This window comes from Streptomyces sp. NPDC088817 (assembly GCF_044750345.1).
Lineage (GTDB): Bacteria > Actinomycetota > Actinomycetes > Streptomycetales > Streptomycetaceae > Streptomyces.
In genome coordinates, this window is record NZ_JBIVJN010000002.1 from 484,677 (window position 1) to 508,475 (window position 23,799).

Annotated in this window: 29 protein-coding genes; 10 read left to right on the top strand and 19 right to left on the bottom strand. The window is 72.1% G+C overall.

Annotation, left to right across the window (positions count from 1 at the left end):
* Positions 1 to 137 precede the first annotated feature (137 nt).
* The gene (locus ACIP4X_RS05915) at positions 138 to 329 is read left to right on the top strand and encodes a hypothetical protein (protein WP_358730744.1); all 192 of its coding nucleotides are present in this window, start codon (positions 138 to 140) and stop codon (positions 327 to 329) included.
* A 13-nt stretch (positions 330 to 342) separates the two neighbouring features.
* On the opposite strand, the gene ACIP4X_RS05920 is transcribed toward ACIP4X_RS05915, so the two are convergent.
* From ACIP4X_RS05920 to ACIP4X_RS05940, 5 genes are all read right to left on the bottom strand, one after another.
* The gene (locus tag ACIP4X_RS05920; protein WP_391454362.1) at positions 343 to 1,092 is read right to left on the bottom strand and encodes an HAD family hydrolase; all 750 of its coding nucleotides are present in this window, start codon (positions 1,090 to 1,092) and stop codon (positions 343 to 345) included.
* Positions 1,092 to 1,970, bottom strand: coding sequence for a GntR family transcriptional regulator (locus ACIP4X_RS05925; protein ID WP_358730740.1), 879 nt, complete (start codon positions 1,968 to 1,970; stop codon positions 1,092 to 1,094). Before ACIP4X_RS05925 ends, ACIP4X_RS05920 begins: the two co-directional genes overlap by 1 nt.
* 123 nt (positions 1,971 to 2,093) lie before the next feature.
* Positions 2,094 to 3,011 carry a winged helix-turn-helix domain-containing protein gene (locus ACIP4X_RS05930; protein ID WP_358730738.1) on the bottom strand — a complete coding sequence of 306 codons (918 nt, stop codon included), beginning with the start codon at positions 3,009 to 3,011 and terminating at the stop codon, positions 2,094 to 2,096.
* Positions 3,012 to 3,451: 440 nt separating this feature from the next.
* Positions 3,452 to 4,711: a GNAT family N-acetyltransferase gene (locus ACIP4X_RS05935; RefSeq protein ID WP_401346847.1), complete on the bottom strand. Its 1,260-nt coding sequence runs from the start codon at positions 4,709 to 4,711 to the stop codon at positions 3,452 to 3,454.
* A gap of 86 nt (positions 4,712 to 4,797) precedes the next feature.
* Complete coding sequence (locus ACIP4X_RS05940; protein WP_358730734.1) at positions 4,798 to 5,463, bottom strand: AmfC protein; 666 nt, start codon at positions 5,461 to 5,463, stop codon at positions 4,798 to 4,800.
* A gap of 172 nt (positions 5,464 to 5,635) precedes the next feature.
* On the opposite strand from ACIP4X_RS05940, the gene dtd reads away from it, so the two are divergent.
* On the top strand, positions 5,636 to 6,061 hold the full coding sequence (gene dtd, locus ACIP4X_RS05945; RefSeq protein ID WP_401346850.1) for a D-aminoacyl-tRNA deacylase: 426 nt from the start codon (positions 5,636 to 5,638) through the stop codon (positions 6,059 to 6,061).
* A gap of 43 nt (positions 6,062 to 6,104) precedes the next feature.
* Here dtd and ACIP4X_RS05950 read toward each other — a convergent pair whose 3' ends face one another.
* The 6 genes from ACIP4X_RS05950 to ACIP4X_RS05975 all read right to left on the bottom strand — a co-directional run bounded on the left by ACIP4X_RS05950 (position 6,105) and on the right by ACIP4X_RS05975 (position 10,744).
* Entirely contained in the window at positions 6,105 to 7,070 is a 966-nt protein-coding gene (locus tag ACIP4X_RS05950; protein WP_358730730.1) for a folate-binding protein, read from the bottom strand.
* A gap of 10 nt (positions 7,071 to 7,080) precedes the next feature.
* Positions 7,081 to 7,551 carry a transcriptional repressor gene (locus ACIP4X_RS05955; protein ID WP_358730728.1) on the bottom strand — a complete coding sequence of 157 codons (471 nt, stop codon included), beginning with the start codon at positions 7,549 to 7,551 and terminating at the stop codon, positions 7,081 to 7,083.
* 32 nt (positions 7,552 to 7,583) lie between these two features.
* Complete coding sequence (locus ACIP4X_RS05960) at positions 7,584 to 8,159, bottom strand: FABP family protein (protein ID WP_358730726.1); 576 nt, start codon at positions 8,157 to 8,159, stop codon at positions 7,584 to 7,586.
* Positions 8,160 to 8,379: 220 nt separating this feature from the next.
* The gene (locus ACIP4X_RS05965; protein WP_401346854.1) at positions 8,380 to 9,240 is read right to left on the bottom strand and encodes a hypothetical protein; all 861 of its coding nucleotides are present in this window, start codon (positions 9,238 to 9,240) and stop codon (positions 8,380 to 8,382) included.
* Positions 9,237 to 10,025, bottom strand: coding sequence for a hypothetical protein (locus ACIP4X_RS05970; protein WP_401346857.1), 789 nt, complete (start codon positions 10,023 to 10,025; stop codon positions 9,237 to 9,239). The genes ACIP4X_RS05965 and ACIP4X_RS05970 overlap by 4 nt, the downstream gene beginning before the upstream one ends.
* On the bottom strand, positions 10,022 to 10,744 hold the full coding sequence (locus tag ACIP4X_RS05975; RefSeq protein ID WP_391454368.1) for a hypothetical protein: 723 nt from the start codon (positions 10,742 to 10,744) through the stop codon (positions 10,022 to 10,024). Before ACIP4X_RS05975 ends, ACIP4X_RS05970 begins: the two co-directional genes overlap by 4 nt.
* A 252-nt stretch (positions 10,745 to 10,996) precedes the next feature.
* Here ACIP4X_RS05975 and ACIP4X_RS05980 point away from each other — a divergent pair, with 252 nt between their 5' ends.
* A complete protein-coding gene (locus tag ACIP4X_RS05980; RefSeq protein WP_358730719.1) occupies positions 10,997 to 11,359 on the top strand; it encodes a DsrE family protein in 363 nt (120 codons plus the stop codon).
* A 21-nt stretch (positions 11,360 to 11,380) separates the two neighbouring features.
* On the opposite strand, the gene ACIP4X_RS05985 is transcribed toward ACIP4X_RS05980, so the two are convergent.
* The 8 genes from ACIP4X_RS05985 to ACIP4X_RS06020 all read right to left on the bottom strand — a co-directional run bounded on the left by ACIP4X_RS05985 (position 11,381) and on the right by ACIP4X_RS06020 (position 16,745).
* Positions 11,381 to 11,638, bottom strand: a complete 258-nt coding sequence (locus ACIP4X_RS05985; RefSeq protein ID WP_358730717.1) for a DUF3099 domain-containing protein — start codon at positions 11,636 to 11,638, stop codon at positions 11,381 to 11,383.
* Between the two features lie 144 nt (positions 11,639 to 11,782).
* Entirely contained in the window at positions 11,783 to 12,070 is a 288-nt protein-coding gene (locus ACIP4X_RS05990) for a DUF1416 domain-containing protein (RefSeq protein WP_358730715.1), read from the bottom strand.
* A 49-nt stretch (positions 12,071 to 12,119) separates the two neighbouring features.
* The gene (locus ACIP4X_RS05995; RefSeq protein ID WP_358730713.1) at positions 12,120 to 12,965 is read right to left on the bottom strand and encodes a sulfurtransferase; all 846 of its coding nucleotides are present in this window, start codon (positions 12,963 to 12,965) and stop codon (positions 12,120 to 12,122) included.
* Positions 12,966 to 13,105: 140 nt separating this feature from the next.
* On the bottom strand, positions 13,106 to 13,186 hold the full coding sequence (locus tag ACIP4X_RS06000; RefSeq protein WP_355139345.1) for a putative leader peptide: 81 nt from the start codon (positions 13,184 to 13,186) through the stop codon (positions 13,106 to 13,108).
* A gap of 210 nt (positions 13,187 to 13,396) precedes the next feature.
* On the bottom strand, positions 13,397 to 14,134 hold the full coding sequence (locus ACIP4X_RS06005) for an LmeA family phospholipid-binding protein (RefSeq protein WP_391454372.1): 738 nt from the start codon (positions 14,132 to 14,134) through the stop codon (positions 13,397 to 13,399).
* Between the two features lie 122 nt (positions 14,135 to 14,256).
* Positions 14,257 to 15,558, bottom strand: coding sequence for a hypothetical protein (locus ACIP4X_RS06010; protein ID WP_401346861.1), 1,302 nt, complete (start codon positions 15,556 to 15,558; stop codon positions 14,257 to 14,259).
* 4 nt (positions 15,559 to 15,562) lie between these two features.
* A complete protein-coding gene (locus ACIP4X_RS06015) occupies positions 15,563 to 15,817 on the bottom strand; it encodes a MoaD/ThiS family protein (RefSeq protein ID WP_358730707.1) in 255 nt (84 codons plus the stop codon).
* A 37-nt stretch (positions 15,818 to 15,854) separates the two neighbouring features.
* Positions 15,855 to 16,745 carry an alpha/beta fold hydrolase gene (locus ACIP4X_RS06020; protein WP_391454376.1) on the bottom strand — a complete coding sequence of 297 codons (891 nt, stop codon included), beginning with the start codon at positions 16,743 to 16,745 and terminating at the stop codon, positions 15,855 to 15,857.
* A 242-nt stretch (positions 16,746 to 16,987) separates the two neighbouring features.
* Here ACIP4X_RS06020 and ACIP4X_RS06025 point away from each other — a divergent pair, with 242 nt between their 5' ends.
* From ACIP4X_RS06025 to mshD, 7 genes are all read left to right on the top strand, one after another.
* Positions 16,988 to 17,764 (top strand): response regulator transcription factor, encoded by a 777-nt coding sequence (locus ACIP4X_RS06025; protein WP_358730704.1) that lies wholly within the window; start codon positions 16,988 to 16,990, stop codon positions 17,762 to 17,764.
* An 88-nt stretch (positions 17,765 to 17,852) separates the two neighbouring features.
* Entirely contained in the window at positions 17,853 to 18,875 is a 1,023-nt protein-coding gene (locus ACIP4X_RS06030; protein WP_358730702.1) for a LacI family DNA-binding transcriptional regulator, read from the top strand.
* A gap of 122 nt (positions 18,876 to 18,997) precedes the next feature.
* The gene (locus ACIP4X_RS06035; protein ID WP_358730700.1) at positions 18,998 to 20,122 is read left to right on the top strand and encodes a trypsin-like peptidase domain-containing protein; all 1,125 of its coding nucleotides are present in this window, start codon (positions 18,998 to 19,000) and stop codon (positions 20,120 to 20,122) included.
* Positions 20,123 to 20,181: 59 nt separating this feature from the next.
* Positions 20,182 to 20,400 carry a hypothetical protein gene (locus tag ACIP4X_RS06040; protein WP_358730698.1) on the top strand — a complete coding sequence of 73 codons (219 nt, stop codon included), beginning with the start codon at positions 20,182 to 20,184 and terminating at the stop codon, positions 20,398 to 20,400.
* A gap of 118 nt (positions 20,401 to 20,518) precedes the next feature.
* Positions 20,519 to 21,253 (top strand): response regulator transcription factor, encoded by a 735-nt coding sequence (locus ACIP4X_RS06045; protein WP_358730696.1) that lies wholly within the window; start codon positions 20,519 to 20,521, stop codon positions 21,251 to 21,253.
* Complete coding sequence (locus ACIP4X_RS06050) at positions 21,250 to 22,716, top strand: HAMP domain-containing sensor histidine kinase (RefSeq protein ID WP_358730694.1); 1,467 nt, start codon at positions 21,250 to 21,252, stop codon at positions 22,714 to 22,716. Before ACIP4X_RS06045 ends, ACIP4X_RS06050 begins: the two co-directional genes overlap by 4 nt.
* 91 nt (positions 22,717 to 22,807) lie before the next feature.
* Positions 22,808 to 23,728 (top strand): mycothiol synthase, encoded by a 921-nt coding sequence (gene mshD, locus ACIP4X_RS06055; RefSeq protein ID WP_391454382.1) that lies wholly within the window; start codon positions 22,808 to 22,810, stop codon positions 23,726 to 23,728.
* Positions 23,729 to 23,799: the final 71 nt, after the last annotated feature.

Here is a 23,799-nt window from a genome sequence, read left to right on the forward strand (position 1 = left end):
AAACCGGCCTTTCGACCCTGTCGGCAGTCAATCCGGCCTGCCGCGTTAAGCGATCAGCTGGGCGGGGGACATCCGTTCCAAGACAACCAGCCCAATTGGTCCGCTGGTTGACCGCCTGTCTGAAACTGGAAGGGTTGGTGGGGAACGTGGTCCTGCTGCAACTGCTCCGGATCCTGGGGGAGTTCCTCCTGACGAACGAGGCACGGGCCCAGCTGGGCGTGCTGGGACCGGCGCTGCTGGTCGCGATCACCGTGGGCGTACGGGCCCGCGACATGCGGCTCGCGGTCGGCGCGGCCGTCGCCTTCACCCTGCTGATGACTCAGGCCTGAACCGGCGGGGCGCTCAGGCCCGGTCCCGCAGGATCCGCAGTATCGGCCCCAGGGAGTCCACGACCACGGTGGCGCCCGCCTCCCTGAGCAGTTTCTCCTTGCGGGCGTTGCGGGCGTAGCCGAGGAAGCGCACGCCGGCCCGCAGGGAGGCCTCGTGGTCCGCGGGGGTGTCGCCGATCATCAGGGCCCGGCCGGGAGCCGCGCCCGTGGCGCTCAGGGCGCGGTTCAGGCAGTGCGGGTCGGGCTTGAGCGGTTTCAGGTCCCGGGTGCGTCCGTAGACGTGGGGGGCGAAGCAACCGCCGAGGTCGCGGCCGTCGAGGTACTCGCGCACCACGAGGGGCGAGTTGTTGGTGGTGATGGCCAGGCGCGAGCCCAGGGCCTTCCAGGTGCGGATCAGCGGGTCGGCGTACGGGGTGGGCTGTGCGGAGGGGACGGCGCGCAGTTCCTCCTCGGTCAGCCGCGCCTCCAGCTCCGTGACGAGGTCGCTGCCGGGGTGCCGGCGGTCCACGGCGCGCAGGACGACGTGCGGGTCGGGCGACTGCCGTTCGGGGCCGGTCAGCACGCCGTGCAGGCCCTGGCCCTCCAGCCACCGCACCAGTTCGTCCGCCACCCGCTCCGCCGAGTGCCCGGCGAACAGCCGGCAGATCGGCCCGTCGAAGTCCCAGAGCACGACATGGACATCCGCGATCAGGTTCCGCAGTGCCTCGGTCTCGTTACCGGTCTCGGCTGCCACCGCTTCGGTCTGCGTCGTATCAGAAGTCACTAGGAGAGTGTCAGATCCGACGTGATGGTTTCCCAGAGGGCGTCGAACCACTTCTGCGATTCCCCCACGAACGCGGCGTCGCGCTGCCCGGTCGCCCGCTCGAAGGAGAACAGCAGGGACTCCGTGCCGAGGACGTCGTACATGTCCAGCGTCGCGTCGTCCGCCCGCTCCTCGCGGCGGGTGATCATGTAGTACGCGATCAGCGCCTCCGCGCCGTTGAGCAGGTAGAGCTTGACCGGCGGGGTGAAGGGCAGCGCGCGGAAGGTCACGCGGACGTCGATGCCGTGCGTCGCGCGCAGGGCCTTGAGGTTGTGGCTCAGGACCTGGCCCTGGGAGTTGCGCTGGGTGAGCCAGCGCCCGTGGACCGGGTCCTCCTCGCCCGGCCGGTCCACAGAGATCGGGAAGGCCAGGTCGATGTTGCGGGACGGCAGCAGAATGCGCACGTCGATCGACTCGGGGCGCAGCCGGCCCTCGTGGATCAGCCGCAGCGGCTCGCCGACGGCGATCATCAGGGACTCGGCCGTGAGGCAGGCCGCGTCGATCCTGACCTGCCGGGCGGAGAAGGCCTCCACGAGCCGGGGCGCGAGGCCGACCATGGTCGACTGCGGCTCGGCGCGGGCGGCGACGGGCACGGCGACACGCGGCGGGCTGCCCTTGGTGACGTTGCTGAGCAGGCCGTCGGCCTGGAGCACCCGCAGGGCCTGACGCACGGCGCCGCGCTCCACCCCGAACTCCCCGGCGAGTTCGGCCTGTGTGGGCAGGCGGTCGCCCGGCCGGAGCTCGCCGGTGCGGATCCGCTCCCGCAGGGCCTCGGCGATCTCCTGCGGCGAGCTTCTTCTGCTGCCGTTCACGGCCACGCTCTCCTGGGTCACAACCAAACGCTACAACTTTGCCCCATCTAAAGGGAGTTGTTTGAAGCTTGTTCATGGGTGGCGGCCAAGTGGAGACAACTGGAGCATGGTTGGTCGCCAACTGGATCGCATACGGCGCGACGGGTGCCGTCAGCCGGTGAGCAGCAGTTCCGAACTGATCGTCTCCCACAGCGCGTCGAACCACACGTGGGACTGCTCGACGAAGGCCCTGTCCCGCGCTCCCGCGCCCTGCTCGAAGGCGAAGAGGATCGACCGGGTGCCCTCGGCGTCGTACAGCTCGAGGGGCTTCTGGTCGATCTCCTGCTCACGCCGCCGCAGCGTGTAGTACGCGAAGAGCGCCTCCCCTTCGTTGAGGAGGTACAGCTTGACCGGCGGCGTGAAGGGAAGCGCGCGGAAGGTCACGTGCACGTCGATGCCGTGGGTGGCGCGCAGGGCCAGCAGGTTGTGCTTGAGCACCTGGCCCTGGGCGTTGCGCTGGGCCAGCCAGCCGCGGCGCAGCCGGCCGGCGTCGGAGGCGTCCACCGGTACGGGGAAGGCGAGGTCGATGTCCCGGCTGGGCAGCAGCACGCGGACGTCGACCTTGGCCGGTTTCAGTCGCCCGGCGTGGATCTGCCGCAACGGCTCGCCGATGGCCAGGTTGAGCGAGACAGCGGTCAGGCACAGGGCGTCGATCACGACGTGGGAGGCGTCGAAGGCGGCCTCCATACGGGGCGCGAGCGCCGCTGTGGTGGGCAGCGGCCGGGCGGCGGGGCCAGTCAGGGCCTCCACCGGGCCGGCCGCGACGGTCGCCGGGCTCCCCTTGGACACATGGGTGAGCAGGTGTTCCGACTGGAGGATGCGCAGGGCCTGGCGCACGGCCCCGCGCTCGATGCCGAACTCGTCCGCCAGCTCCGCCTGGGTGGGCATGCGCTGGCCCGGCCGCAGCACTCCGGTCCTGATCCGGTGCCGCAGTTCGTCGGCCACCTCGCGGTGTGACCTCTGTGGCCGCTGTGACCTCTTCCGTCCATTGACGGAGGCATGTTCCGGGTCCACGGCAAAACGGTACAACTTCTCGCCATCTTGCGGCAGTTCACGGGAAGGTGGTTATGAGTCGCTTCCAAGCGGAGATAACAGCAATGAAGTTGGTAGCCAACTTGAGCGACATGGCCGAACCTTCCAAGTGTTGGCCACCAGGTGACGGTTGGTACGTACGACCGAGCTCCCTTCCGGAGGGGAGCCGGGAGCCCGGTCGGCCGGCGCGCCAACGGGGAGCGGCAGCCGCCATCCGGCACCGCGCAGGCACAGCCACAACTGAACAGCCGGTGCGCAGCCGGCGTGAACGGCCGGTGCGCAGCCGGCGGGTACGGCAGGCACAGCCACAACCGAACATGCCGCACAGCCACAACTGAAGACCGTCTCGTACCGCCACAACTGAACAGCCAAGCTACGGATGCGTCATACCCGGCACCGGCACCGGCACCGGCACCGGCACCGGCAGAAAGGAGCGCTCAGAACATGTCCGGGCACCAAGGCCGCCTGGACGTACGCAGCAGGGCGTCGGCCCCACGGGCGGCGCCCGCTCGTTCCTCCCGGACCCTGCCCAGCGCGGCGAGCCGCACCGCCGACTCGTCGCCGAGCCACAGGGTCGCCAACTGCGCCACGTCCAGCGTCAGATCGGCGCTCTCGGTCGTCGGCGTACAGCTTCCTCCGGCGGGCGACGCCTCGAGGCGCCAGCGCCCGCCGGACATTCCGGCCGGATCCAGCACGTCGAGGACCAGCGTCCCCGTGCCCTCGTACGTCCGCACCTCCAGGGCCCGTCGCACGTCGAGGATCCGCACCCACAGCCAGTCCGCGTGCGTGGTCACGGAGGCGGCGCGCGGGTCCGGCAGGAGGTGGGGCAGCAGGTCGTCGGGGGCCCGCCAGCCGCTCTTGACCTTCATGATCCAGTCAGTGGAGCACAGGTGGAGCCACAGCGCGCGCTCGGCGGCCGGGGTCACCGCGACCAGGTCCTTCACGGTGGCCGTGTTCAGCGGCTGCTTGGCGTCCGACCAGGTCTCGTCGCACTGGTACACCGCCAGCCCCTCGACCGTGCCGTCCGCCCCGCGGTAGACGGCGTGGAAGGGCTCGGTCCAGGCGCGGCCGCCCGGGCGCAGCGCGCCCGTGGTGATCTGCCACCAGCGGTCGGGGCGGTCGATCGCGCCGGGCTGGGCGCGGCGCAGCCGCTCGTGCAGCTCCGGAGCGAGCTTGCGTACGTCCTCGGGGTCCACGAGATCGACCCGGCCGCCGTCCTCCGGGCCCGCCCGGCGGGGGTCGAGACCGGCCCGGGGCACGTCGATCGCCCACTCGGTCATCCAGGTGGCCGGACCGAAGCCGTAACGGCCGTAGATCGGATACTCGGCGGCGAGCAGGGTCGCCACGACGTCACCGCGCTCCTTCGCGGCCGCCAGGTCCTGGGCCATCATCCGGGTCAGCAGGCCGCGACGGCGGTGGGTGGGGGTGACGGTCACGTTGGATATGGCGTCGGCGGGAACGGTCGCGCCGCCCACGGCCGTGAGTTCCTGCGCGAAGGACCGGAACGTCGCCACGCACCGGCCGGCGTCGAAGGCGCCGAGGGTGCGGGACGGCTCGATGTACGTGCGCCGGTCGGCGATGTCCGCCTCGGAGGCGGCGGGGGGACGCAGGAAGCCGGTGTTCAGGGCGCGGACCCAGTCGGGGATCTCGGCCTCGGTGATGGGCCGTACGTCGATGTCGGGGCTGGCGGCAGTCATGGGCCGACAGTAGGGGTGCCGGGGGCGGGGTGTCGCGGTGTTTTCCCCCGCCCCGCCGCCCGCCGTCACGCCCCTCACGGACCACGTCAGGCGAGCAGGTCGTCGACCTGGGCCTCCCCCTCACGGTATCTGCGGGCGATCTCCGTGCCGCATCCGTCGGCCGTGCGCTGCAGCTGCTGCCGCCGCCCGGACACCTGCTGCTCGTACCGCACCAGCCGTCCCATCGCCGCGCCCAGCTCCCGGTCCGTGCGCGCCTCGAGATCCGACAGCTCGACCTCGGCGAGCATCTGGGCGGCGAGCTGCCGGTACTCCTCCCCCTGCGGTGTGCCGAGCGTCACATGGCGGGCGGAGGAGCGCTGCCGGGCGGGCGCGTCCTTGAGGATCTCCGCGAGCCGCTCGACGACGGACCCCTGCTCGGGCGCGGGCACCTGCCCGGCGCCGAGGACCGACTCCGGCCCGCGCCGGGCCAGCTCCGCGCGCAGGATGTCGATCCGCCCCTGGAGCAGCCGCCGTACGTAGCTCAGGTCGGCCTCGTCCCGCTGTGCCTGCCGGCGCAGTGCGCGCAGCTCCGGCAGGCTCAGCACGGTCAGGTCGGGATGGGCGTACTCCGTGCCCGCTGAGCCGGGCTCGGGGTCCGCGGCGGGCGGCCCCGGGCTGTCGGTGCGCTGCACCGGCGGCCGATGGGCGTCGGCGACCTCCGCCAGGATCGGCGAGGCCGCCGCCGGGTGCCGCTCGGTACTCGATGTGCTCATGGCGCCTCAACCGTCCCCTCGACCGGCGCGTACGACAGCATCGTGCCACCCTGAGTGGCCGGGATGTGACCGAGTGCGCCCGATCGGCCCCGGATGGAGGGTTACGGAGCGGAAAGAAGCACGATATGGCCCCCTCACGGCACCCGGACGGCCGAGAGGCATCATGGTCGGCATGCGTGCAGTGGTGCAGAGGGTGGACGGCGCGAGCGTCGTCGTGGACGGCGCGACGGTGGGGGCCATCGAGGGCGAGGGGCTGTGCGTCCTCGTCGGGGTCACCCACGAGGACACCAAGGAGAAGGCGGCGCAGCTGGCCCGCAAGCTCTGGTCGGTCCGCATGCTGCACGACGAGAGGTCGTGCAGCGACACCGGCGCCCCGCTGCTGGTCATCAGCCAGTTCACGCTGTACGGCGACGCCCGCAAGGGCCGCCGCCCCACCTGGAACGCGGCCGCGCCCGGCGAGGTCGCGGAGCCGCTGGTGGAGGAGGTGGTCGCGCAGCTGCGCTCCCTGGGCGCGACGGTGGCGACGGGCCGGTTCGGCGCGCGAATGCGGGTGTCGCTGACGAACGACGGCCCGTTCACCGTCCTGCTGGAGATATGACCCGGCGGATGTGAGCCGCGGGGACTCGTGAGCCGCGGGGAGGCTACGGCTCCACGACCACTTCCTGCGCGGCCGCCGTCTCGCCCGCCATCAGCCGTGCGTCCACCGGGACGTTCCGCTTGACCAGGGCGAGCGCGACCGGGCCGAGCTCGTAGTGCCGTACGGACGTGGTGATGAAGCCGATCTTGCGGCCGTCCGGGCCGTCGTCGGCGAGGCGGATCTCGGTGCCGGCCACCGGCAGGTGGACCTCGCTGCCGTCGAGGTGCAGGAAGACCAGGCGGCGGGGCGGCTTGCCCAGGTTCTGCACCCGGGCCACGGTCTCCTGACCGCGGTAGCAGCCCTTCTGGAGGTGCACGGCCGTGCCGATCCAGCCCAGCTCGTGCGGGATGGTGCGGTGGTCGGTCTCGAAGCCGAGCCGGGGCCGGTGCTGTTCGACGCGCAGGGCCTCGTGGGCGAGGATCCCGACCGGCGGGCCCGCCTGGCCGGCGTAGGACTCCAGGTCGGCGCGGGGCAGGAAGAGGTCGCGGCCGTAGGCGGTCTCGCGGACGACGACCCCTTCGGGCGCCTCGGCGATCGAACCGGCCGGCAGGTGCACGACGGCGAAGTCGGCGGTGCGGTCGGCGACCTCGACCCGGTAGAAGAACTTCATCGACTCCAGGTAGGCGATCAGCGCCTCCTGGGTGCCGGGCTCGACGTGGGCCCAGACCGTCTCGCCGTCGTCGACCAGGTAGAGCGCGTGCTCGATGTGGCCGTGCGCGGACAGGATCAGCGCCTCGGTGGCCCGGCCGGGCGGCAGGTCGCTGACGTGCTGGGTGAGCAGCAGATGCAGCCAGCTCAGCCGGTCCGCGCCGGAGACGGTGACGACACCGCGGTGCGAGAGGTCGACGAATCCGGTGCCGTCCGCGAGGGCGCGCTGCTCGCGGAACAGGTCGCCGTAGTGGGCGGCGACGCCTTCGTCCACGCCCTCGGCCGGAACGGCGCCGGGCAGGGACAACAGGGGGCTCTTCATGAACACAAGCCTACGACTCGGTACTTGGACTGCTGCCGGGCGAGGCGCCGGAAGCCGCCGCGGCCTTGCGCGCGCAGTCCGCGCACCGCCCGAAGATCGCGAAGTGCTTCATGTCGGTGTCGAAGCCGAACTGCTCCCGCAGCTTGGCGGTGAACTCGGCCGCCACCGACAGATCCGCCTCGATCACGTTCGTGCAGTCCCGGCAGACCAGGTGGATGTGGTGGTGCCGGTCCGCCAGGTGGTACGTCGGCGCCCCGTGCCCCAGATGGGCGTGGCTGACCAGCCCGAGCTCCTCCAGGAGCTCCAGGGTCCGGTACACGGTGGAGATGTTCACCCCCGACGCGGTCTTCCTCACCTCGCCGAGGATGTCATCGGGCGTCGCGTGCTCCAGGCTGTCGACGGCTTCGAGCACGAGTTGCCGCTGCGGGGTCAGCCGGTAGCCACGCTGCCGCAGATCACTCTTCCAGTCGGTGCTCACCACGACTCAAGTCTAGGGCCGCAAGCGGGCCGGGCTCACTTGAAGAACGCGATCCCGTCGTCCGGGAGGTCGTCCGGGAGGGCCTTGGCCCAGCGTTCGACCTGTTCGGGGGTGACGACCTTCTTCAGGTGGGCCGACATGTAGGGGCGCAGCTCGACGTCCGGGGTCTGCTTCTCGCCGACCCACATCAGGTCGCTCTTGACGTAGCCGTACAGCCGCTTGCCGCCGGTGTAGGGGCGGGAGGCGGCGGTGCGGGCGACCGCGTCGGTGACCAGCTCGATCTGCGGCTTCTTGTGGGCCAGCTCGCCGTACCAGATCTCGATGACGCCGTCGTCGCGGGTCATCGTGACCTCGACCTTGCGGTCGGCGTCGATCCGCCAGAAGCCGGACTCGGACTCGAGCGGCTTCACCTTGTTGCCGTCGTTGTCCAGCACCCAGGTGCGGGAGTGGTACTCGAGGAAGTCCCGGCCGTCGTGGGTGAAGCTGAGCTCCTGGCCGAAGTTGCACTTCTCGGCGCCGGGGAAGTCGTGCACGCCTGCACCGGCCCAGTCACCGAGCAGGAAGGCGAGGGGGACGAGCTCCTTGTGGAGGTCGGACGGGATCTCGATCATGAGCGGCGATTCCTGTTCGGGGTCAGCGCTGGCCCTGGTACAGCTTCTTCACGGTCAGGTAGGCGAAGGCGAGAACGCCGACGCAGACCAGGACCAGCAGGGTTTCGAAGAAGATCTCCACGGGGTGCTCCTCGGTTGAGCAGGTGCGGTACGTGCACAGGGCCGGACCCCAGCTTAGTCGGCCGGGGTCCGGCCCTCTTGGCGAGGTGCGCCCACCTCGTCAGGCGAGCAGTTCGCTCTGCAGGATCACCGTCTGCTGGAAGGGCACGGCCGGCGCGGTGCCCTTGCGGGTCTGGAGGACGACCGCGAGGGTGTCGCCCGCCGACAGGTACGCCTGGCGCACCTGTTCGGCGCCGTACGGCTTGGCCTCGGCATAGACGGAGTACCCGATGTCGTCGACCTCGGCCCGGGCCGGGAAGTCCTCGTCGAAAACGGAAACCTCGGCTCCGCGCACCCGGTGGGCCGGACCGTCGTACGCGGTGATCCCCGTACCGCTGCCGACCAGGTGGTCCACGACCGCGGCACTGTTGAACTGGAGCAGGTAGATCCGTGTGTGCGTGCCGTCCCGCATGGTCCAGCCGCGGGCGGCGATGTGCCGCAGACCGTGGTCGGTCAGCTGCTGCCCGAACTTCTTCCGGTCGCTCTGCCGCGCGTACTCCGCGAGGAAGTCCTTCGTCTCCAGCCAGCCGTCCGTACCGCGCAGGGCCTTGTCCTCGCGGGCGCCCGCGGGCGCGGGCAGCACGAGGGCCCGCAGGTCGGCGTGGTGCGCCCAGGCCTTGTTGGACGCGGCGAACGGGGCGGGGCTGCCGGACGGCAGCGGCGGTCCGACGATCCGCGGGTAGTCCCAGCGCCCGTCCGAGGAGGTGGCGAGTCCAGGCAGGTCCGTGCGGTCCATGCCGGTGATGCCGTACGCCGTCCCCGCCCCGGCCACCGCGAACACGACGGCGGCCGCGGTCCAGCGCAGTACCGCCCGCAGTACCCGCCGGTCTCTCCGGGGCTCGGGCTCCGGGAGGACGACGGCGGCCGGCGGCACGTCCGGCATCGGTGGTGCGGCGGTCACGGGTGCCTGCTGCTCGGTCATACGGCCTTCCCCGGGTCCTTGATGCGGTCGAGCTGGTCGCGGAGCAACCGGGCCACGCCCTTCTTGTCCAGCGGCTCGACCCCGTACGCGCTGGCGCTGACCAGGACGTCGCCCTCGTACGCGGAGCAGATCACGAAGTCCGTCTTCCCCCCGAAGTCCGCGGGCGGCAGGAAGCAGCGGGCGTTGCGGTGACCCTCGATCCCGGGTCCCGCCCGGAAGATCTTCATCGCGGCGAGGAACTCCTGCTGGACGACCGCGATGGAGCGCACGGTCCCCCGGTTCTCCATCCGGGACAGCACGATCTCGACGGCGAAGGCGCCGTCGGTCTCCGTACCGATGCGGCCCGGGTCCTCGACACTGAGGTAGCTGCGCATCGCCATGCCCGTGATGTGCTGCTTGTCGATCTGCTTCTCCAGCAGCCGCCGCTGGGAACGCGGCAGGTTCCGCAGCGACTCCTTGCGCAGTGCGACGGCCTGCGTGCCGCTCAGTTCGGCGTCGGCACCGTACTCGCCGAGGTCCGGGCCGCGCCCGTATCCGTTCGTGCCGTAGGGCAGCAGCATCGCCTTCAGGCCGGTGTCCCCGGGCTGCTCGCCTTCCGCCACCGCGTGGGGCAGGCGCCAGACAGGTTCGCCGGGGTCACGGTCGGCGCCGCGGACGGTGACCACGGTGAAGCCGATGCCGCCGGCGAGCGCGGCGAGCAGCACGACGCATCCGGCGACCAGCCCCGCGCGGCGGCCCCGCCGGGAGGGCGTGACGGCCGTCTCCGTGCTCGGGTCCTCGCTCACAGCCGCCCCACCTGCCGTTCGGCCAGACTCATGATCTCCTTCTTGGACACGGGCTTGGTGTCGTAGACGTAGATGTCCATCCCGATGTCGCCGCGCCAGGCGTGTGCCTCGGCCGAGTACAGGGGAAGGTAGCCCGGCTTCCGGTCGGGCGCGCTGCCCACGTACGCCATGCCGTCACCCGTGCCGGGAACGGGCCAGCCGCGGTTGCCGGAGTCGCGCTCGGCCCAGTACACCTCGTTGCCCGTGTGCCCGATGGCGGCCACGTCCTCCTCCTGGTGGTACTGCACGAGGTGGATCTCGACGTAGTGCGCGTCGGTGGTCCGCCACGAGGTGACCGCGGCGCGGCGGAACTCGCTCTCGATCTGGTCCTGGAAGGCCAGGTCCGGCTTCTTGTAGCTGCCCGCGTACTCGGCGAGGCTCATCCAGCCGTCGTGGCCCGGCGCGAACGGGACGTCCCGCGCCCCGCCCGGCCGCGGGAGCAGCAGCTTGCGCAGGTCGCCGTCGGTCCGTACGCGACGGTCCCGGGCGGCCGAAAGGGGTTCCGGAGCCGGGCCCTTCGCCCGCGCGAGTTCGGGCTGCGAGAGGGAGGGCAGCCGGGTGGGTTCACGATCGGCCTGGATCAGATAGCCGGTGCAGGTGCCGGCCACGGCGCCGAGGACGGCCGCGGTGGCGACGAGCAGTGCGGTACGGCCGCGCCGGCGGGCGCGGGGTGCGACCACCGGCTCCTCGGGCGCGTTCGGCGCATCCTGTGTTACGAGTGATTGCGGCGCCTCGGGTGCTTCCTGTACCTCTGGCGGTTCCTGCACCCCGGGCGGTTCCTGCCCCCCGGGTACTGCGGTTGTCGGTTCGGATCTTTCGGGTACTTCCAAGACGTTCCCCCCAGAACGGGAAGCGCGCCTTCCGTATGCGCGCTTCCCGGGAGACTTACGGAGGACGTCCGTGGTTGCAAGGGAGTTGTTTACGATTCGGACATGGCGAAGAAGCTGGTGATCAAGGTGACCGCGGGGGCGGACGCTCCCGAGCGGTGCTCTCAGGCCTTCACGGTGGCGGCGGTGGCCGCGGCCAGCGGGGTGGAGGTGTCCCTGTGGCTGACCGGGGAGTCCTCCTGGTTCGCGCTGCCGGGCCGGGCCGCCGAGTTCGAGCTGCCGCACGCAGCTCCGCTGCCCGACCTGATCGAGTCGATCCTCGCGGCCGGCCGTCTCACCCTGTGCACCCAGTGCGCGGCCCGCCGGGACATCACGGAGAAGGACGTCATCGAGGGCGTGCGGATCGCGGGCGCGCAGGTCTTCGTGCAGGAGGCCCTGACCGACGGGACGCAGGCGCTCGTCTACTGAGAACGACGGCCGAGCAGTCGGCTAGCGCCGCTTCTTGCCGTCCAGCTCGTCCCACCACTCGTCGGACTTGGGGTCGCCGGACGGGTCGTCCCACCAGCGGTCCTCGGGTCCGCGCCGGTTGGCGACCATCGCGGCGACCGGCGGGATCACCATGGCGACCAGGCACATGCCGACGGCCGCGGGGACCGACCAGATGCGCACGAGGCCCCACGCCAGGACGAACAGCCCGACACAGACCCCCATCATGGCGAAGTACACATGCCGACGTCGTGCGTACATACCTCCAGGGTAGGTCCGCGCGGGCCCGCCGTGCGGGGGCGGGAACGCCGGAAGGGCCACGCCCCGGGTGTCCAACCCGTGGGGCGCGGCCCTTCGGCCGTACCGTGCCCGGACCACCCGCTCAGGACCGTCCGGGCAGACCGCTCAGACGGCGATCGCGACCTCCGCGAGGCCGCCCTGCTGGGCGACGACCGTGCGGTCGGCGCTGGCGCCGGGGACGAGGGCGCGGACGGTCCACGTGCCCTCGGCCGCGTAGAACCGGAACTGGCCCGTGGCGGAGGTGGGGACCTCCGCGGTGAACTCGCCGGTCGAGTCCAGCAGACGGACGTAGCCCTTCACCGGCTCGCCGTCGCGGGTCACCTGACCCTGGATGGTCGTCTCACCGGGCTTGATCGTCGAGGCGTCCGGGCCGCCGGCCTTCGCTCCACACATGTGCTTCTCCAGAGGTTCGATGAGGTCGAAACGGTCTGAGCCGTCGTGCTTACTTGCCGGCGCCGAGCTCGATCGGTACGCCGACCAGGGAGCCGTACTCGGTCCAGGAGCCGTCGTAGTTCTTGACGTTCTGCACACCGAGCAGCTCGTGCAGCACGAACCAGGTCAGCGCCGAGCGCTCACCGATGCGGCACAGGGCGATGGTGTCCTTCGCCAGGTCGACCTGCTCGGCCTCGTAGAGGGCCTTGAGGTCCTCGTCCGACTTGAAGGTGCCGTCGTCGTTGGCGTTCTTGGACCACGGGATGTTCCGCGAGGTCGGCACGTGGCCGGGGCGCTGCGACTGCTCCTGCGGCAGGTGGGCCGGGGCGAGCAGCTTGCCGGAGAACTCGTCGGGCGACCGGACGTCGACGATGTTCAGCTTGCCGATCGCGGCCACGACCTCGTCACGGAAGGCGCGGATGGAGGCGTCCTGCGGCTTGGCCTGGTACGCGGTCGCCGGGCGCTCCGGCACCTCGGTGCCGTCGACCAGCTCGCGGGCGTCCAGCTCCCACTTCTTGCGGCCGCCGTCGAGGAGCTTGACGTCCTGGTGGCCGTACAGCTTGAAGTACCAGTAGGCGTACGAGGCGAACCAGTTGTTGTTGCCGCCGTAGAGGATCACCGTGTGGTCGTTGGCGATGCCCTTCTCCGACAGCAGCTTCTCGAAGCCGGCCTGGTCGATGAAGTCGCGGCGGACCGGGTCCTGGAGGTCCTTGGTCCAGTCGATCCGGATGGCGTTCTTGATGTGGTTCTTGTCGTACGCGGACGTGTCCTCGTCCACCTCGACGATGGCGATGCTCGGGTCGTCCAGGTGGTCCTGGACCCAGTCGGCGTCGACCAGGACGTCGCTGCGGCTCATGCTCAATCTCCTCCGGGGCAGGTACGGCGGGGCGTGCGAGTGCGAAGGGGCGCGCGGGTACGCGTTCGATGCCGGCGTACACGGCGCGCGGGTGTGCCCCGGGTCGTCGCGGGGCGGGGGATACGGGAGAGGGCTCCCGCTCAGGAAGTGCGACAGAGCATGGCGGCAACACGGCACAGGTCCACTGCCCGCCGCTTCGTGAGATCCGCCTGTCGCTGCATGGTGTCGATCGTAGGGAGGGAAAGGCGGACATGTCACCGGCGTGTCGGATGCTGAGACGCGATCGTCCGGGATGTGGGAACGGGAGAGCGTTCGGGGGATCCTCCCGCGGCCTTCCGTGCGCTCGTGTCCGTTCTCGACCGCGCGGCGCATCTGCGCTGCGGACGGAGGCGTCTCGCTCCTCGGACACCTCGTCGTTCCCCGCGTGCTGCCTACCCGGCCAGCCTGACGTCCGAACCCTTCACCGTGATCTCGACGCCGTCCTTCGCCGCCCGTACGGAGTCCAGCCGGACCTCGCCGGGCAGCCGTTCGATCGCCTGCTGGAAGTCGGTGATCGCCCGGATCCGGCTCTCGGGGAGCCGCAGACCGCCCACCACCGGCAGGTCGTCGGCGCTCACCTCCACCTTCTTGCCCCGCACGGTGACCGAGCTGAGCACGGAGAAGCTCTGCTTGATGCCCAGCGCCTTGGCCTCGACCTCCAGGCCGACCTTGACCTTGCCTCCACCGCCGTCGGACAGGCCGACCACATGGGCGGTGACGCCGGGAAGGACGGGCGTCGGCTCGGACTTCGCGGCCTTCAGCAACTCGTCGTAGCCGATGGTCGCGGTGCCGGTGGCGGTGGCCGCGGTGGCCGAGCTGTAGTCGCCGGAGAACCGCACGCCCCGCATGTCGGCCTCGATGTCGGCGATACGGATCCGCTGGCCGCCGTTCCCCGTGGCCGCCTCGTAGTCCTTGATGCCGACCCGGACGTCGTCGAACTCGCCGCCGGCCACCTGGGTGAGGAACGGGAAGCCCTTGATGGACACGTCCGGGGTGCTCGCCAGGCTCTCCGTGGTCCTGAGCCGGTCGGCCGCCTGCTCCTCCGCGAAGTGCACCGCGACCCGGTCGACCACCACGAACAGCACGCCCAGGACCACGACGACGATCAGGAGTACTCTCAGCGCTCGCAACCGGTTCCCCCCTCGGCGGTCCTCCACGACCTGATGGCCGTCACGCGCGAGCGTAAACCTCCCCGGGGACCGGGCCGGGCATTGTCGAACAACTGCGGAAGCGGGCCCGGTCCGGGGTGCGGTCATCCCAGCGCGCGTCCCAGCACCCACACCACCGGTGCCGCGGCCGACAGCGGCAAGGCGACGCCGGCCGTGAAGTGCACGAAGCGCGAGGGGTAGTCGTAGCTCGCCGCGCGGTGCCCGATCAGCGCGCACACCGCGGCGCCCGCGCCGAGCAGCGCGCCCTTGGCACCCAGGTCCGTCATACCGCCGACCGCGACGCCCGCGCCCGCCGCCGCGAGCAGCGCGACGACCACCGAGGCCGGCGTGGGCAGCGGCAGCGCCCGTGCCAGGACGGCCACCGCGACCGCCACCGCGCCGACCGCGACCGCGTCCGCCGGGGCGGCCAGGTAGCCGGTGGCCACGATCGCGAGCGCCGCCGCGGCGACGGTCGCCATCAGGCCGTACATCCGCTCGTCCGGGTCGGCGTGGGAGCGCAGCTGGAGGACGAGGGAGAGCAGCACCCACACCCCGAGCGTGCCCAGGATCGCGCCGGGCGCGTGCTCGCGGCCCGCGGCGAGCACCGCCGCGTCGGCGGCGAGCGCGCCCAGGAAGCCGAGGGCGATGCCCTGCCGGGCGGGCCACATGCCGTTCAGCCGGAACCAGCCCGCGGCCGTCACGCCCTGGAGCACGACCAGCGGCAGGAGCAGCCCGTAGACGCCGACCTCCGCCGCACCGGCGAGCAGCAGCCCCAGCAGCGCCGTGAGCGCGGCCGGCTGCATCCCCGGTTCGATGATCGGTGAGCGTCCCTCGGCGCGGGCCCGCTGCGCGTCGGTGATCCGGGCGTTGCCGGCGACGGTGGCGGGCCCGTAGCCGGGCCCGTCGCCCCCGGCGGGATCGGCGGCGGCCGGGGCGGGAGCCTGCGGCTGCGGGGCGTGCTGCCCGACCGGGGGCAGGTACGCCGTCTGCGCGGCGGCGGACGCGGCCGGTGCCTGCGGCTGCGGGTGCGGCTGCGGCGCGTAGGCGGGCGCCTGCGCGCCCTGGACCCCGCCGCCCTGGACCCCGTGGGCCGCGACCGGTCCCTGGTGGCCCACCGGGGGCAGGTACGCGGTCTCCGCCGCTGCCGGGGCCACCGGTGGCCGGGTGTGCGTCTGGGTGTCCCAGGTCTCGCCCTGCCACTGCTGCGTGTACTGGTCGGCGACCCGCGGGTCCTCGTGCGCCTGCGGATGCTCGGGCCACGCCTGCGGCTGAGCGGCCGGGTGGGGCTGCCGTGCGGCGGGCGGGTACGGCTGGTGTGCCGCGGGCTGTCCCGCGTACGGGTCGTACCCGCTGTGGGGGTTGTCGTAGGGAGACCCTGGGGACCCCTCATACGGCCGGTCGGTCATTCGCTCACCCTCCTGCGAACGGGGGGAGCACCTCGACCGTGCCGCCCTCGGTCAGCCGTACCGTCTCGTGCGCGCGCTTCCCCACCGGGTCGCCGTCGATGAGGAACGAGCAACGCCGCAGCACGCGGTCCAGCTCACCGGGGTGCCGCCCGCGCACCGCGTCCAGCACCTCGGCGAGCGTCTCCGCCTCGTACGGCTCCTCGGCGACACCGGCCGCGGCCTTCGCCGCCGCCCAGTAGCGCACCGTGACCTCTGCCATCCCGTCCCTCGATCATTCGTCCATGAACAGGGTCAGGCTAGCCCGCCTGTGCGACCGTCCAGCGCGCGATGCGGTCCAGGAGTTCGTCGGCGGCGGCGTTCTCGGCGTGGCCCATGCCGTGCTCCAGCCACAGTTCCCCGTGGTCACCGGCGGCCGCGGCCAGCATCCGGGGGTGGTCGAGGGGGAAGTAGCCGTCCCGGTCGCCGTGCACGATCAGCAGCGGGGTGGGCGCGATGCGCGCGGCCGCCCGGAACGGCGGCAGCGGGACGGGGTCCCAGTCGCGGTGGTGGATCCGGGTGCGCAGCCCGTAGCGGCCGAGCAGGCGGCCCGCGGGGCGCGTGACCAGCCAGTGCAGCCGGCGCATGGGTGCCGTGCCCCGGTAGTACCAGCGCGCGGGCGCGCTGACGGAGACCACGGCGTCCGTACGGGTGTCCGGGCGCCCCTCGTCCGGTGCGGCGCCCTCGGGGCCGCCGTGCAGGGCCGCGTGCCGCAGGACCACCGAGCCGCCCATGGAGAAGCCGACGGTCGCCACGCGCGCGTGCCCGAACCCGCGCGCCCAGGCCACCGCCGCCGCCAGGTCCAGCACCTCGCGGTCGCCGACGGTGGAGCGGCCGCCGGAGGCCCCGTGGCCGCGGAAGGAGAAGGTGACCACGGCGCCGTGCCGGGCCAGGGCTCGCGCCACCCTGCGCACGTGTGGCCGGTCCAGGTCGCCGGTGAAGCCGTGTGCGACCACGAACACGAGGCCGGCGTACCCGCGGCCCGGGCCGTCGTACGCGGCCGCGCCCGGCTCGTACAGGGCGTCGAGCGCGACCCCGTCCGCCGTGCGCAGAAATGTCCTGACCACGCCTTCGGCGCCCGTCCCCGGCGGTGCCCCGCCCTCCGGAACACCCGTCGAACGCACCACACGACCTGCCGATCCCGACCTCATATCGGCTATTCTGCTGCGAAGAGGACTCGGGCAGCGCAGCCCCCGGGTCCTTTTGTGCTTTCGGCAGGCGTGGCGCACGGCGCGGGAGACCGCGGGTGCACGGCCCGGTCGATCGCGCGGCGGGCAGGGATCCGAGGAGGAACCAGAGCCATGGACGACCGAACGGTGCACACACGTACGACGGCCCAGGCACGGGGGTTCCCCCTGCTCGACCACGGCCGGGAACCGAGGGGAGGCGCGCGATGAGTTCACTGCTGCTGCTGACCAACGCCCTCCAGCCGTCGGCCGAAGTGCTCCCCGCTCTCGGCCTGCTGCTGCACAACGTGCGGGTGGCTCCGGCGGAGGGGCCGGCGCTCGTGGACACCCCGGGCGCCGACGTCGTCCTGGTCGACGGGCGGCGCGATCTGCCGCAGGTGCGCGGTCTGTGCCGGCTGCTGCGCTCCACGGGCCTCGGCAGCCCGCTGATCCTCGTGGTGACCGAGGGCGGCCTCGCGGCCGTGACCGCCGACTGGGGCATCGACGACGTGCTCCTGGACACCGCCGGTCCCGCCGAGGTGGAGGCCCGCATCAGGCTGGCCGTGGGCCGCCGGCAGATCGTCGACGACGACTCCCCGATGGAGATCCGCAGCGGCGACCTGTCCGTGGACGAGGCGACCTACAGCGCCCGGCTCAAGGGCCGGGTCCTCGACCTCACCTTCAAGGAGTTCGAGCTGCTGAAGTACCTCGCGCAGCACCCGGGCCGCGTCTTCACCCGGGCGCAGCTCCTCCAGGAGGTCTGGGGCTACGACTACTTCGGCGGCACCCGGACCGTCGACGTGCACGTGCGGCGGTTGCGGGCCAAGTTCGGACCCGAGCACGAATCGCTGATCGGGACGGTCCGCAATGTCGGTTACCGATTCGTTACTCCCGAGAAGGGCGACCGCGCCGGGGACGCCACGGACGAGAAGAAGGCCGGAACCGCCCGGCCAAAGAAGGAGAATCAGGACACCACGGCGAGGCAGGCCCGCGCACAGGGGTGAGAAGCGCTCCCACGAGGCGTGTCGCATACCCGCCCACGCTCCCGTAAGCCCTGCCCGGGAGGGGGTCCATCCGCGTAGACTCCGCGCCGTGGCCAAGGTGACTCGGGATGACGTGGCGCGGCTGGCAGGGACGTCCACTGCCGTCGTCAGCTATGTGATCAACAACGGACCCCGGCCGGTCGCCCCGGCCACCCGCGAGCGAGTCCTCGCCGCGATCAAGGAGCTGGGGTACCGGCCCGACCGGGTCGCCCAGGCCATGGCCTCGCGGCGCACCGACCTCATAGGCCTGATCGTCCCGGACGCCCGCCAGCCCTTCTTCGGGGAGATGGCGCACGCCGTGGAGTGGGCCGCCGCCGAGCGCGGGAAGATGGTCCTCGTCGGCAACTCCGACTACGTCGCCGAGCGCGAGGTCCACTATCTGCGGGCGTTCCTCGGGATGCGCGTCTCCGGCCTGATCCTGGTCAGCCACGCGCTGAACGACCTCGCCGCCGCCGAGATCGACGCCTGGGACGCCCGGATCGTACTGCTGCACGAGCGGCCCGAGGCCATCGACGACGTGGCCGTGGTGACCGACGACCTGGGCGGCGCCCAGCTCGCCGTGCGGCATCTGCTGGAGCACGGTCACGAGTACGTCGCCTGTGTGGGCGGCACCGCCGACACGCCTGCCGTGGGCGACCCCGTGTCCGACCACGTCGAGGGCTGGCGGCGCGCCATGGCGGAGGCCGGCCTCCCGACGGAGGGCCGCCTGTTCGAGGCGCCGTACAACCGCTACGACGCGTACCGGATCAGCCTGGAGATCCTCTCGGGCCCGAACCGTCCCCCGGCGGTCTTCTGCTCCACCGACGACCAGGCGATCGGTCTGCTGCGGGCCGCGCGCGAGCTGCGCATCGACGTCCCCGGCGAACTCGCGGTCGCCGGTTTCGACGACATCAAGGAGGCGGCGCTGACGGATCCGCCGCTGACGACGGTCGCCTCGGACCGGTCGGCGATGGCCCGGGCGGCCGTGGACCTGGTCCTCGACGACGGGCTGCGGGTCGCCGGCTCGCGCCGGGAGCGGCTGAAGCAGTTCCCGTCACGACTGGTGGTACGCACGTCCTGCGGCTGCGCCTAGCCGCTCTCCGCACCCTTCGGGAACCCGCCGGGGAACGCCCTTATATCGGGCATACGAGGTTCTGTCGGGCTTCTCAGCGGGGACTCAGGAAGCTCTCATGATCCCGGGACACTCTCAATGTCATGAGCGAGAGCATCCGCCGCAGCGGCGAGTACGAACACCCCCAGGGTGACGGGCAGGCCCCGGCTGCCGACTCCGTGCAGCCGGCGGACCCGCGAGGGGCCTCCGCCCCGGTGAATCCGGAGTGGCCGCCCCCGCCGCCGTACCCCCCGGGCCGGCCCTTCGCGGCCGGACCGGACGCCGACGGCGGGCAGGGCGGCGCGGACGGCGGCACCGCCGCCTTCCCGGCCCACCCGGCGGGACCCGCGCACGCCTCCGGCTCCCGCAGGCGCGCCAGGGGCCCGCTCGCCCTGCTCGCCGCGGTGGCGATCGCCTCGGCCGTCGTGGGCGGCGGTACCGCCTTCGCCTTCCAGGAACTGACCGGCACGCACACGGTCACCTCCTCCAGCACCACCACCAACGTGGTGCCCTCCAGCCAGCGCGGCAGCATCTCCGCGATCGCCAAGGCGGTCACCCCCAGCGTCGTCGAGGTCAACGCCACCCTCGACAACGGCACCTCCACCGGCTCCGGCGTGGTCGTCAGCAGCAAGGGCGAGGTCGTCACCAACAACCACGTCATAGCGGGCGCCTCCTCGATCAAGGTGCGCACCAGCGACGGCACCTCGTACACCGCGCAGGTCGTGGGCACCGACAGCTCCAAGGACCTCGCCCTGATCAAGCTGCGGAACGCCTCCGGACTCACGCCGGCGGCCCTCGGCGACTCCGACGGGCTCGCGGTCGGCGACCAGGTCGTCGCGATCGGCTCCCCGGAGGGCCTGACCGGCACCGTCACCAGCGGCATCGTCTCCGCCCTGCACCGGGACGTGACGGTCCCCACCGACGAGAACCAGCAGCAGGGCGACGGCGGCTGGCCCTTCCAGTTCGGCGGCCACCAGTTCAACGGCGACACCGGCTCCTCCACCACCACCTACCAGGCGATACAGACCGACGCGTCCCTCAACCCCGGCAACTCCGGCGGCGCGCTGATCGACGCGAGCGGCAACGTCGTCGGCATCAACTCGGCGATGTACTCGGCCGGCCAGGCGTCGGACTCGTCCAACGCCGGCAGCGTCGGCCTCGGCTTCGCCATCCCGATCAACACCGTCAAGTCCGACCTGGCCACCCTGCGCTCCGGTTCCCAGAACTGAGACGCGGCACCGGCAGGCGATCCGGACATCGTCCGGGACCGTTCGACAAGGAGTACGACATGATCCAGCAGGTTGTGCACGAGACGACGGACACCATCGACATCACCGCCGCCGCCGGAGTCACCCTGGCCCGCGACGTCGCGAAGGAACTGCACGGCCCGGCGCACCGCGCCCCCGAGGACGTCGCGGTCCCCCAGCTGATGGGCCTGCGCACCTCCGCCGACCGCCCCCACCGGCACAAGGTCCCGCTGCGGCGGATCACCGCGGTCGCCGCCTGAGCCGCGGCGCGCGACCCGCGCGCCGCCCTCCGCCGCACCGAAACATGCGAGGCTGAGAGCGTCCAGCCCGGGGGCCGACCGGCCCCCGCGGCCCCTTCGAACCGAGGAACAGCGACCGATGAGTCCCGCCGATGGCGACCGTGATCCCCAGCGCATCCTGATCGTCGACGACGAGCCGGCGGTACGCGAAGCACTCCAGCGCAGCCTCGCCTTCGAGGGGTACGAGACCGAGGTCGCCGTGGACGGCGCGGACGCGCTGGACAAGGCGGCCTCGTACCGTCCCGACCTGCTCGTCCTCGACATCCAGATGCCCCGGATGGACGGCCTGACCGCCGCCCGCCGGATCCGGGGCGCCGGGGACACCACCCCCATCCTGATGCTGACCGCCCGCGACACGGTCGGCGACCGGGTCACCGGCCTGGACGCCGGGGCGGACGACTACCTGGTCAAGCCCTTCGAGCTGGACGAGCTGTTCGCCCGCATCCGGGCCCTGCTGCGCCGCAGCACCTACGCGTCGGCCGTGGCGGGCGCGGCCGAGGAGGACGAGGCCCTCACCTTCGGCGACCTGCGCATGGACCTCGCCACCCGCGAGGTCACCCGCGGCGGACGGCAGGTGGAGCTGACCCGCACGGAGTTCACCCTGCTGGAGATGTTCATGGCCCACCCGCGCCAGGTGCTCACCCGTGAGCAGATCCTCAAGGCGGTCTGGGGCTTCGACTTCGAACCCTCGTCGAACTCCCTCGACGTCTACGTCATGTACCTGCGCCGCAAGACCGAGGCCGACGGCGAACCCCGCCTCGTGCACACGGTGCGCGGAGTGGGATACGTCCTGCGGCAGGGCGGCGCGGAGTGAAGAAGGCGCTGCGCCGTTTCCGTGCGCTGCCGATCCGCTCCCGGCTGGCACTGCTGGTGGCGGCGGCGGTGGCCTTCGCGGTCGCGGCGGTCTCCCTCACCTGCTGGTTCATCGTCCAGGGGAAGCTGTACGACGACGTCGACAACCGGCTCCTGAGCTACGGCAGGGTATCCGCCACCACGGCCTCGGCCCTGGCGGCCAACTGCTCGCAGACCACGGACCACTCGCCGGGCGACATGCAGCGCTCCTACCTCTACGTGCAGTTGGTGACGGTCCAGGGCAAGTTCTGCGTGGACAGCCGGTCCCCGGGCGTCATCAAGGTCACGTCCGTGGACAAGGAGGTCGCCGGCGACCCCGATCTCCGCGAGCGCACCCTCCACACCACCACCGACACCCGGGGCAACAACGTCCGCGTGATCACCGTCGCCGTCCCGATGGGCCCGGGCCCCAACGCCGACGCGTATCCGGGCATCGCCTTCATGCTCGGGGTGTCCCTGACGGACACCGAGAACACCCTCAACGAACTCGCCCTGCTGCTCCTGTTCGTCTCCGGCGTGGGAGTCGTCGGCGCCGGAGCGGCCGGCCTCGCCGTGGCCCGCGCCGGGCTGCGCCCCGTGGACAAGCTCACCGAGGCGGTGGAGCACGTGGCGCGCACCGAGGACCTGACGATCCGCATCCCCGTGGAGGACGACAGCGAGGACGAGGTCGCCCGGCTGTCCCGCTCCTTCAACTCCATGACCTCCTCGCTGGCCAGCTCCCGGGACCTCCAGCAGCAGCTCATCGCGGACGCCGGCCACGAACTGCGCACCCCGCTCACCTCGCTGCGGACGAACATCGAACTCCTCACCCGCAGCGAGGAGACGGGCCGCCCGCTGCCCGAGGCCGACCGCAAGGCGCTGCTCGCCTCGGTCAAGGCGCAGATGACGGAACTGGCCTCGCTGATCGGCGACTTGCAGGAGCTGTCGCGCTCGGACGGGCAGCGGGGCGAACGCGTCCAGGTGATCGCCCTGCAGGACACCGTGGAGGCGGCGCTGGGCCGCGCCCGGCTGCGCGGCCCCGAGCTGACGATAAAGACGGCGCTCAACCCCTGGTTCGTGCGGGCGGAGCCGTCGGCGCTGGAGCGGGCGATCGTCAACATCCTCGACAACGCGGTGAAGTTCAGCCCCAGGGACGGCACGATCGACGTCGTCCTGGACCGTGGCGTCCTCACCGTGCGCGACCACGGACCCGGCATCCCCGCCGACGAACTCCCCCATGTCTTCGACCGTTTCTGGCGCTCCCCGAGCGCCCGCGCCCTGCCCGGCTCGGGACTCGGCCTGTCCATCGTCGCCCGCACCGTCGAGCGGGCGGGCGGCGAGGTGACGCTGACACCGGCCGAGGGCGGCGGCACGGTGGCGACGGTACGGCTGCCGGGGGCGCCCGTCCCTCCCCCGGAGACCCCTGGTGTCACCGAGACCCGGTGAGGTCACGGTCACGTGGCCGGACGAAGGCGGGGTCGCACGGGCCCGGTGAAGGCCCGGCCACCCCGCGGGGGAACCCCTTACCCTCATATCCATGACCAGCGACGACACCGCACCGCCCGCCCGTTCCCTGCAGACCCTCGCCGAGCTCGGCCCGGAGCAGGCCGAGGCCGTGCTCGGGCTGCTGGAGGCGGCCGCCCGCGTCGACGAGCGGCAGGCGGTGTCCGAGCAGGGCCGGCTCCAGCTGCGGGGCGGCGCCCGCGCGGGGGTGTCCCATCTGCTGCTGTCCGTCGACGGCGAACTCGTCGGCTACGCGCAGCTGGAGGACACCGATCCGGTGGAGGCGCCCGCCGCCGAGCTGGTCGTCCACCCCGAGCACCGCGGGCACGGGCACGGACGGGCGCTCGGCGCCGCGCTGCTGGCCGCGTCCGGCAAGCGGCTGCGGGTGTGGGCGCACGGGGGGCAGTCCGCCGCGCGCCATCTGGCCCAGGTCCTCGGGCTCACGCTGTTCCGCGAACTGCGGCAGATGCGGCGGCCGTTGACGGACCTCGACCTGCCCGAGCCGGTACTGCCGGAGGGTGTGACGGTACGGGCCTTCGTGCCCGGCCGCGACGACGCCGCGTGGCTCGCCGTGAACGCGGAGGCGTTCGCCCACCACCCCGAGCAGGGTTCGCTCACCCAGCGCGACCTCGACGACCGCATGGCGCAGCCGTGGTTCGACCCGCAGGGCTTCTTCCTCGCCGAGCGCGACGGCCGGCTGGCCGGCTTCCACTGGACCAAGACGCACCGCGAGGAGCGCCTCGGCGAGGTGTACGTCCTCGGTGTCCGCCCCGGCGCCCAGGGCGGCGGCCTCGGCAGGGCCCTCACCCTGATCGGCCTGCGCCACCTGGCCGCGCAGGGCCTGCCGACGGCGATGCTGTACGTCGACGCCGACAACGAGGCGGCGGTCTCGGTCTACGAGCGCCTGGGCTTCACCACGTACGAGACGGACCTCATGTACCGCACGGAAACGTGACCCTCGGGGCCGCCTGCCGGTGTCCCTCACGTCATGTGGCCGTAACCGGCGGTTCAGACGGTCTTGCGACG

Excerpts from the sequence above, each read along its gene's own strand:
- mshD (WP_391454382.1), top strand. The coding sequence starts at position 22,808 with ATGACCAGCGACGACACCGCACCGCCCGCCCGTTCCCTGCAGACCCTC.
- ACIP4X_RS05990 (WP_358730715.1), bottom strand. The coding sequence starts at position 12,070 with ATGTGTGGAGCGAAGGCCGGCGGCCCGGACGCCTCGACGATCAAGCCC.
- ACIP4X_RS06020 (WP_391454376.1), bottom strand. The coding sequence starts at position 16,745 with ATGAGGTCGGGATCGGCAGGTCGTGTGGTGCGTTCGACGGGTGTTCCG.
- ACIP4X_RS06010 (WP_401346861.1), bottom strand. The coding sequence starts at position 15,558 with ATGACCGACCGGCCGTATGAGGGGTCCCCAGGGTCTCCCTACGACAAC.
- ACIP4X_RS06045 (WP_358730696.1), top strand. The coding sequence starts at position 20,519 with ATGAGTCCCGCCGATGGCGACCGTGATCCCCAGCGCATCCTGATCGTC.
- ACIP4X_RS05965 (WP_401346854.1), bottom strand. The coding sequence starts at position 9,240 with ATGACCGAGCAGCAGGCACCCGTGACCGCCGCACCACCGATGCCGGAC.
- ACIP4X_RS05960 (WP_358730726.1), bottom strand. The coding sequence starts at position 8,159 with ATGATCGAGATCCCGTCCGACCTCCACAAGGAGCTCGTCCCCCTCGCC.
- ACIP4X_RS06025 (WP_358730704.1), top strand. The coding sequence starts at position 16,988 with ATGAGTTCACTGCTGCTGCTGACCAACGCCCTCCAGCCGTCGGCCGAA.
- ACIP4X_RS05950 (WP_358730730.1), bottom strand. The coding sequence starts at position 7,070 with ATGAAGAGCCCCCTGTTGTCCCTGCCCGGCGCCGTTCCGGCCGAGGGC.
- ACIP4X_RS05995 (WP_358730713.1), bottom strand. The coding sequence starts at position 12,965 with ATGAGCCGCAGCGACGTCCTGGTCGACGCCGACTGGGTCCAGGACCAC.
- ACIP4X_RS06035 (WP_358730700.1), top strand. The coding sequence starts at position 18,998 with ATGAGCGAGAGCATCCGCCGCAGCGGCGAGTACGAACACCCCCAGGGT.
- ACIP4X_RS05985 (WP_358730717.1), bottom strand. The coding sequence starts at position 11,638 with ATGTACGCACGACGTCGGCATGTGTACTTCGCCATGATGGGGGTCTGT.
- ACIP4X_RS05940 (WP_358730734.1), bottom strand. The coding sequence starts at position 5,463 with ATGAGCACATCGAGTACCGAGCGGCACCCGGCGGCGGCCTCGCCGATC.
- ACIP4X_RS06015 (WP_358730707.1), bottom strand. The coding sequence starts at position 15,817 with ATGGCAGAGGTCACGGTGCGCTACTGGGCGGCGGCGAAGGCCGCGGCC.
- ACIP4X_RS05980 (WP_358730719.1), top strand. The coding sequence starts at position 10,997 with ATGGCGAAGAAGCTGGTGATCAAGGTGACCGCGGGGGCGGACGCTCCC.
- ACIP4X_RS05935 (WP_401346847.1), bottom strand. The coding sequence starts at position 4,711 with ATGACTGCCGCCAGCCCCGACATCGACGTACGGCCCATCACCGAGGCC.
- dtd (WP_401346850.1), top strand. The coding sequence starts at position 5,636 with ATGCGTGCAGTGGTGCAGAGGGTGGACGGCGCGAGCGTCGTCGTGGAC.
- ACIP4X_RS06000 (WP_355139345.1), bottom strand. The coding sequence starts at position 13,186 with ATGCAGCGACAGGCGGATCTCACGAAGCGGCGGGCAGTGGACCTGTGC.
- ACIP4X_RS06040 (WP_358730698.1), top strand. The coding sequence starts at position 20,182 with ATGATCCAGCAGGTTGTGCACGAGACGACGGACACCATCGACATCACC.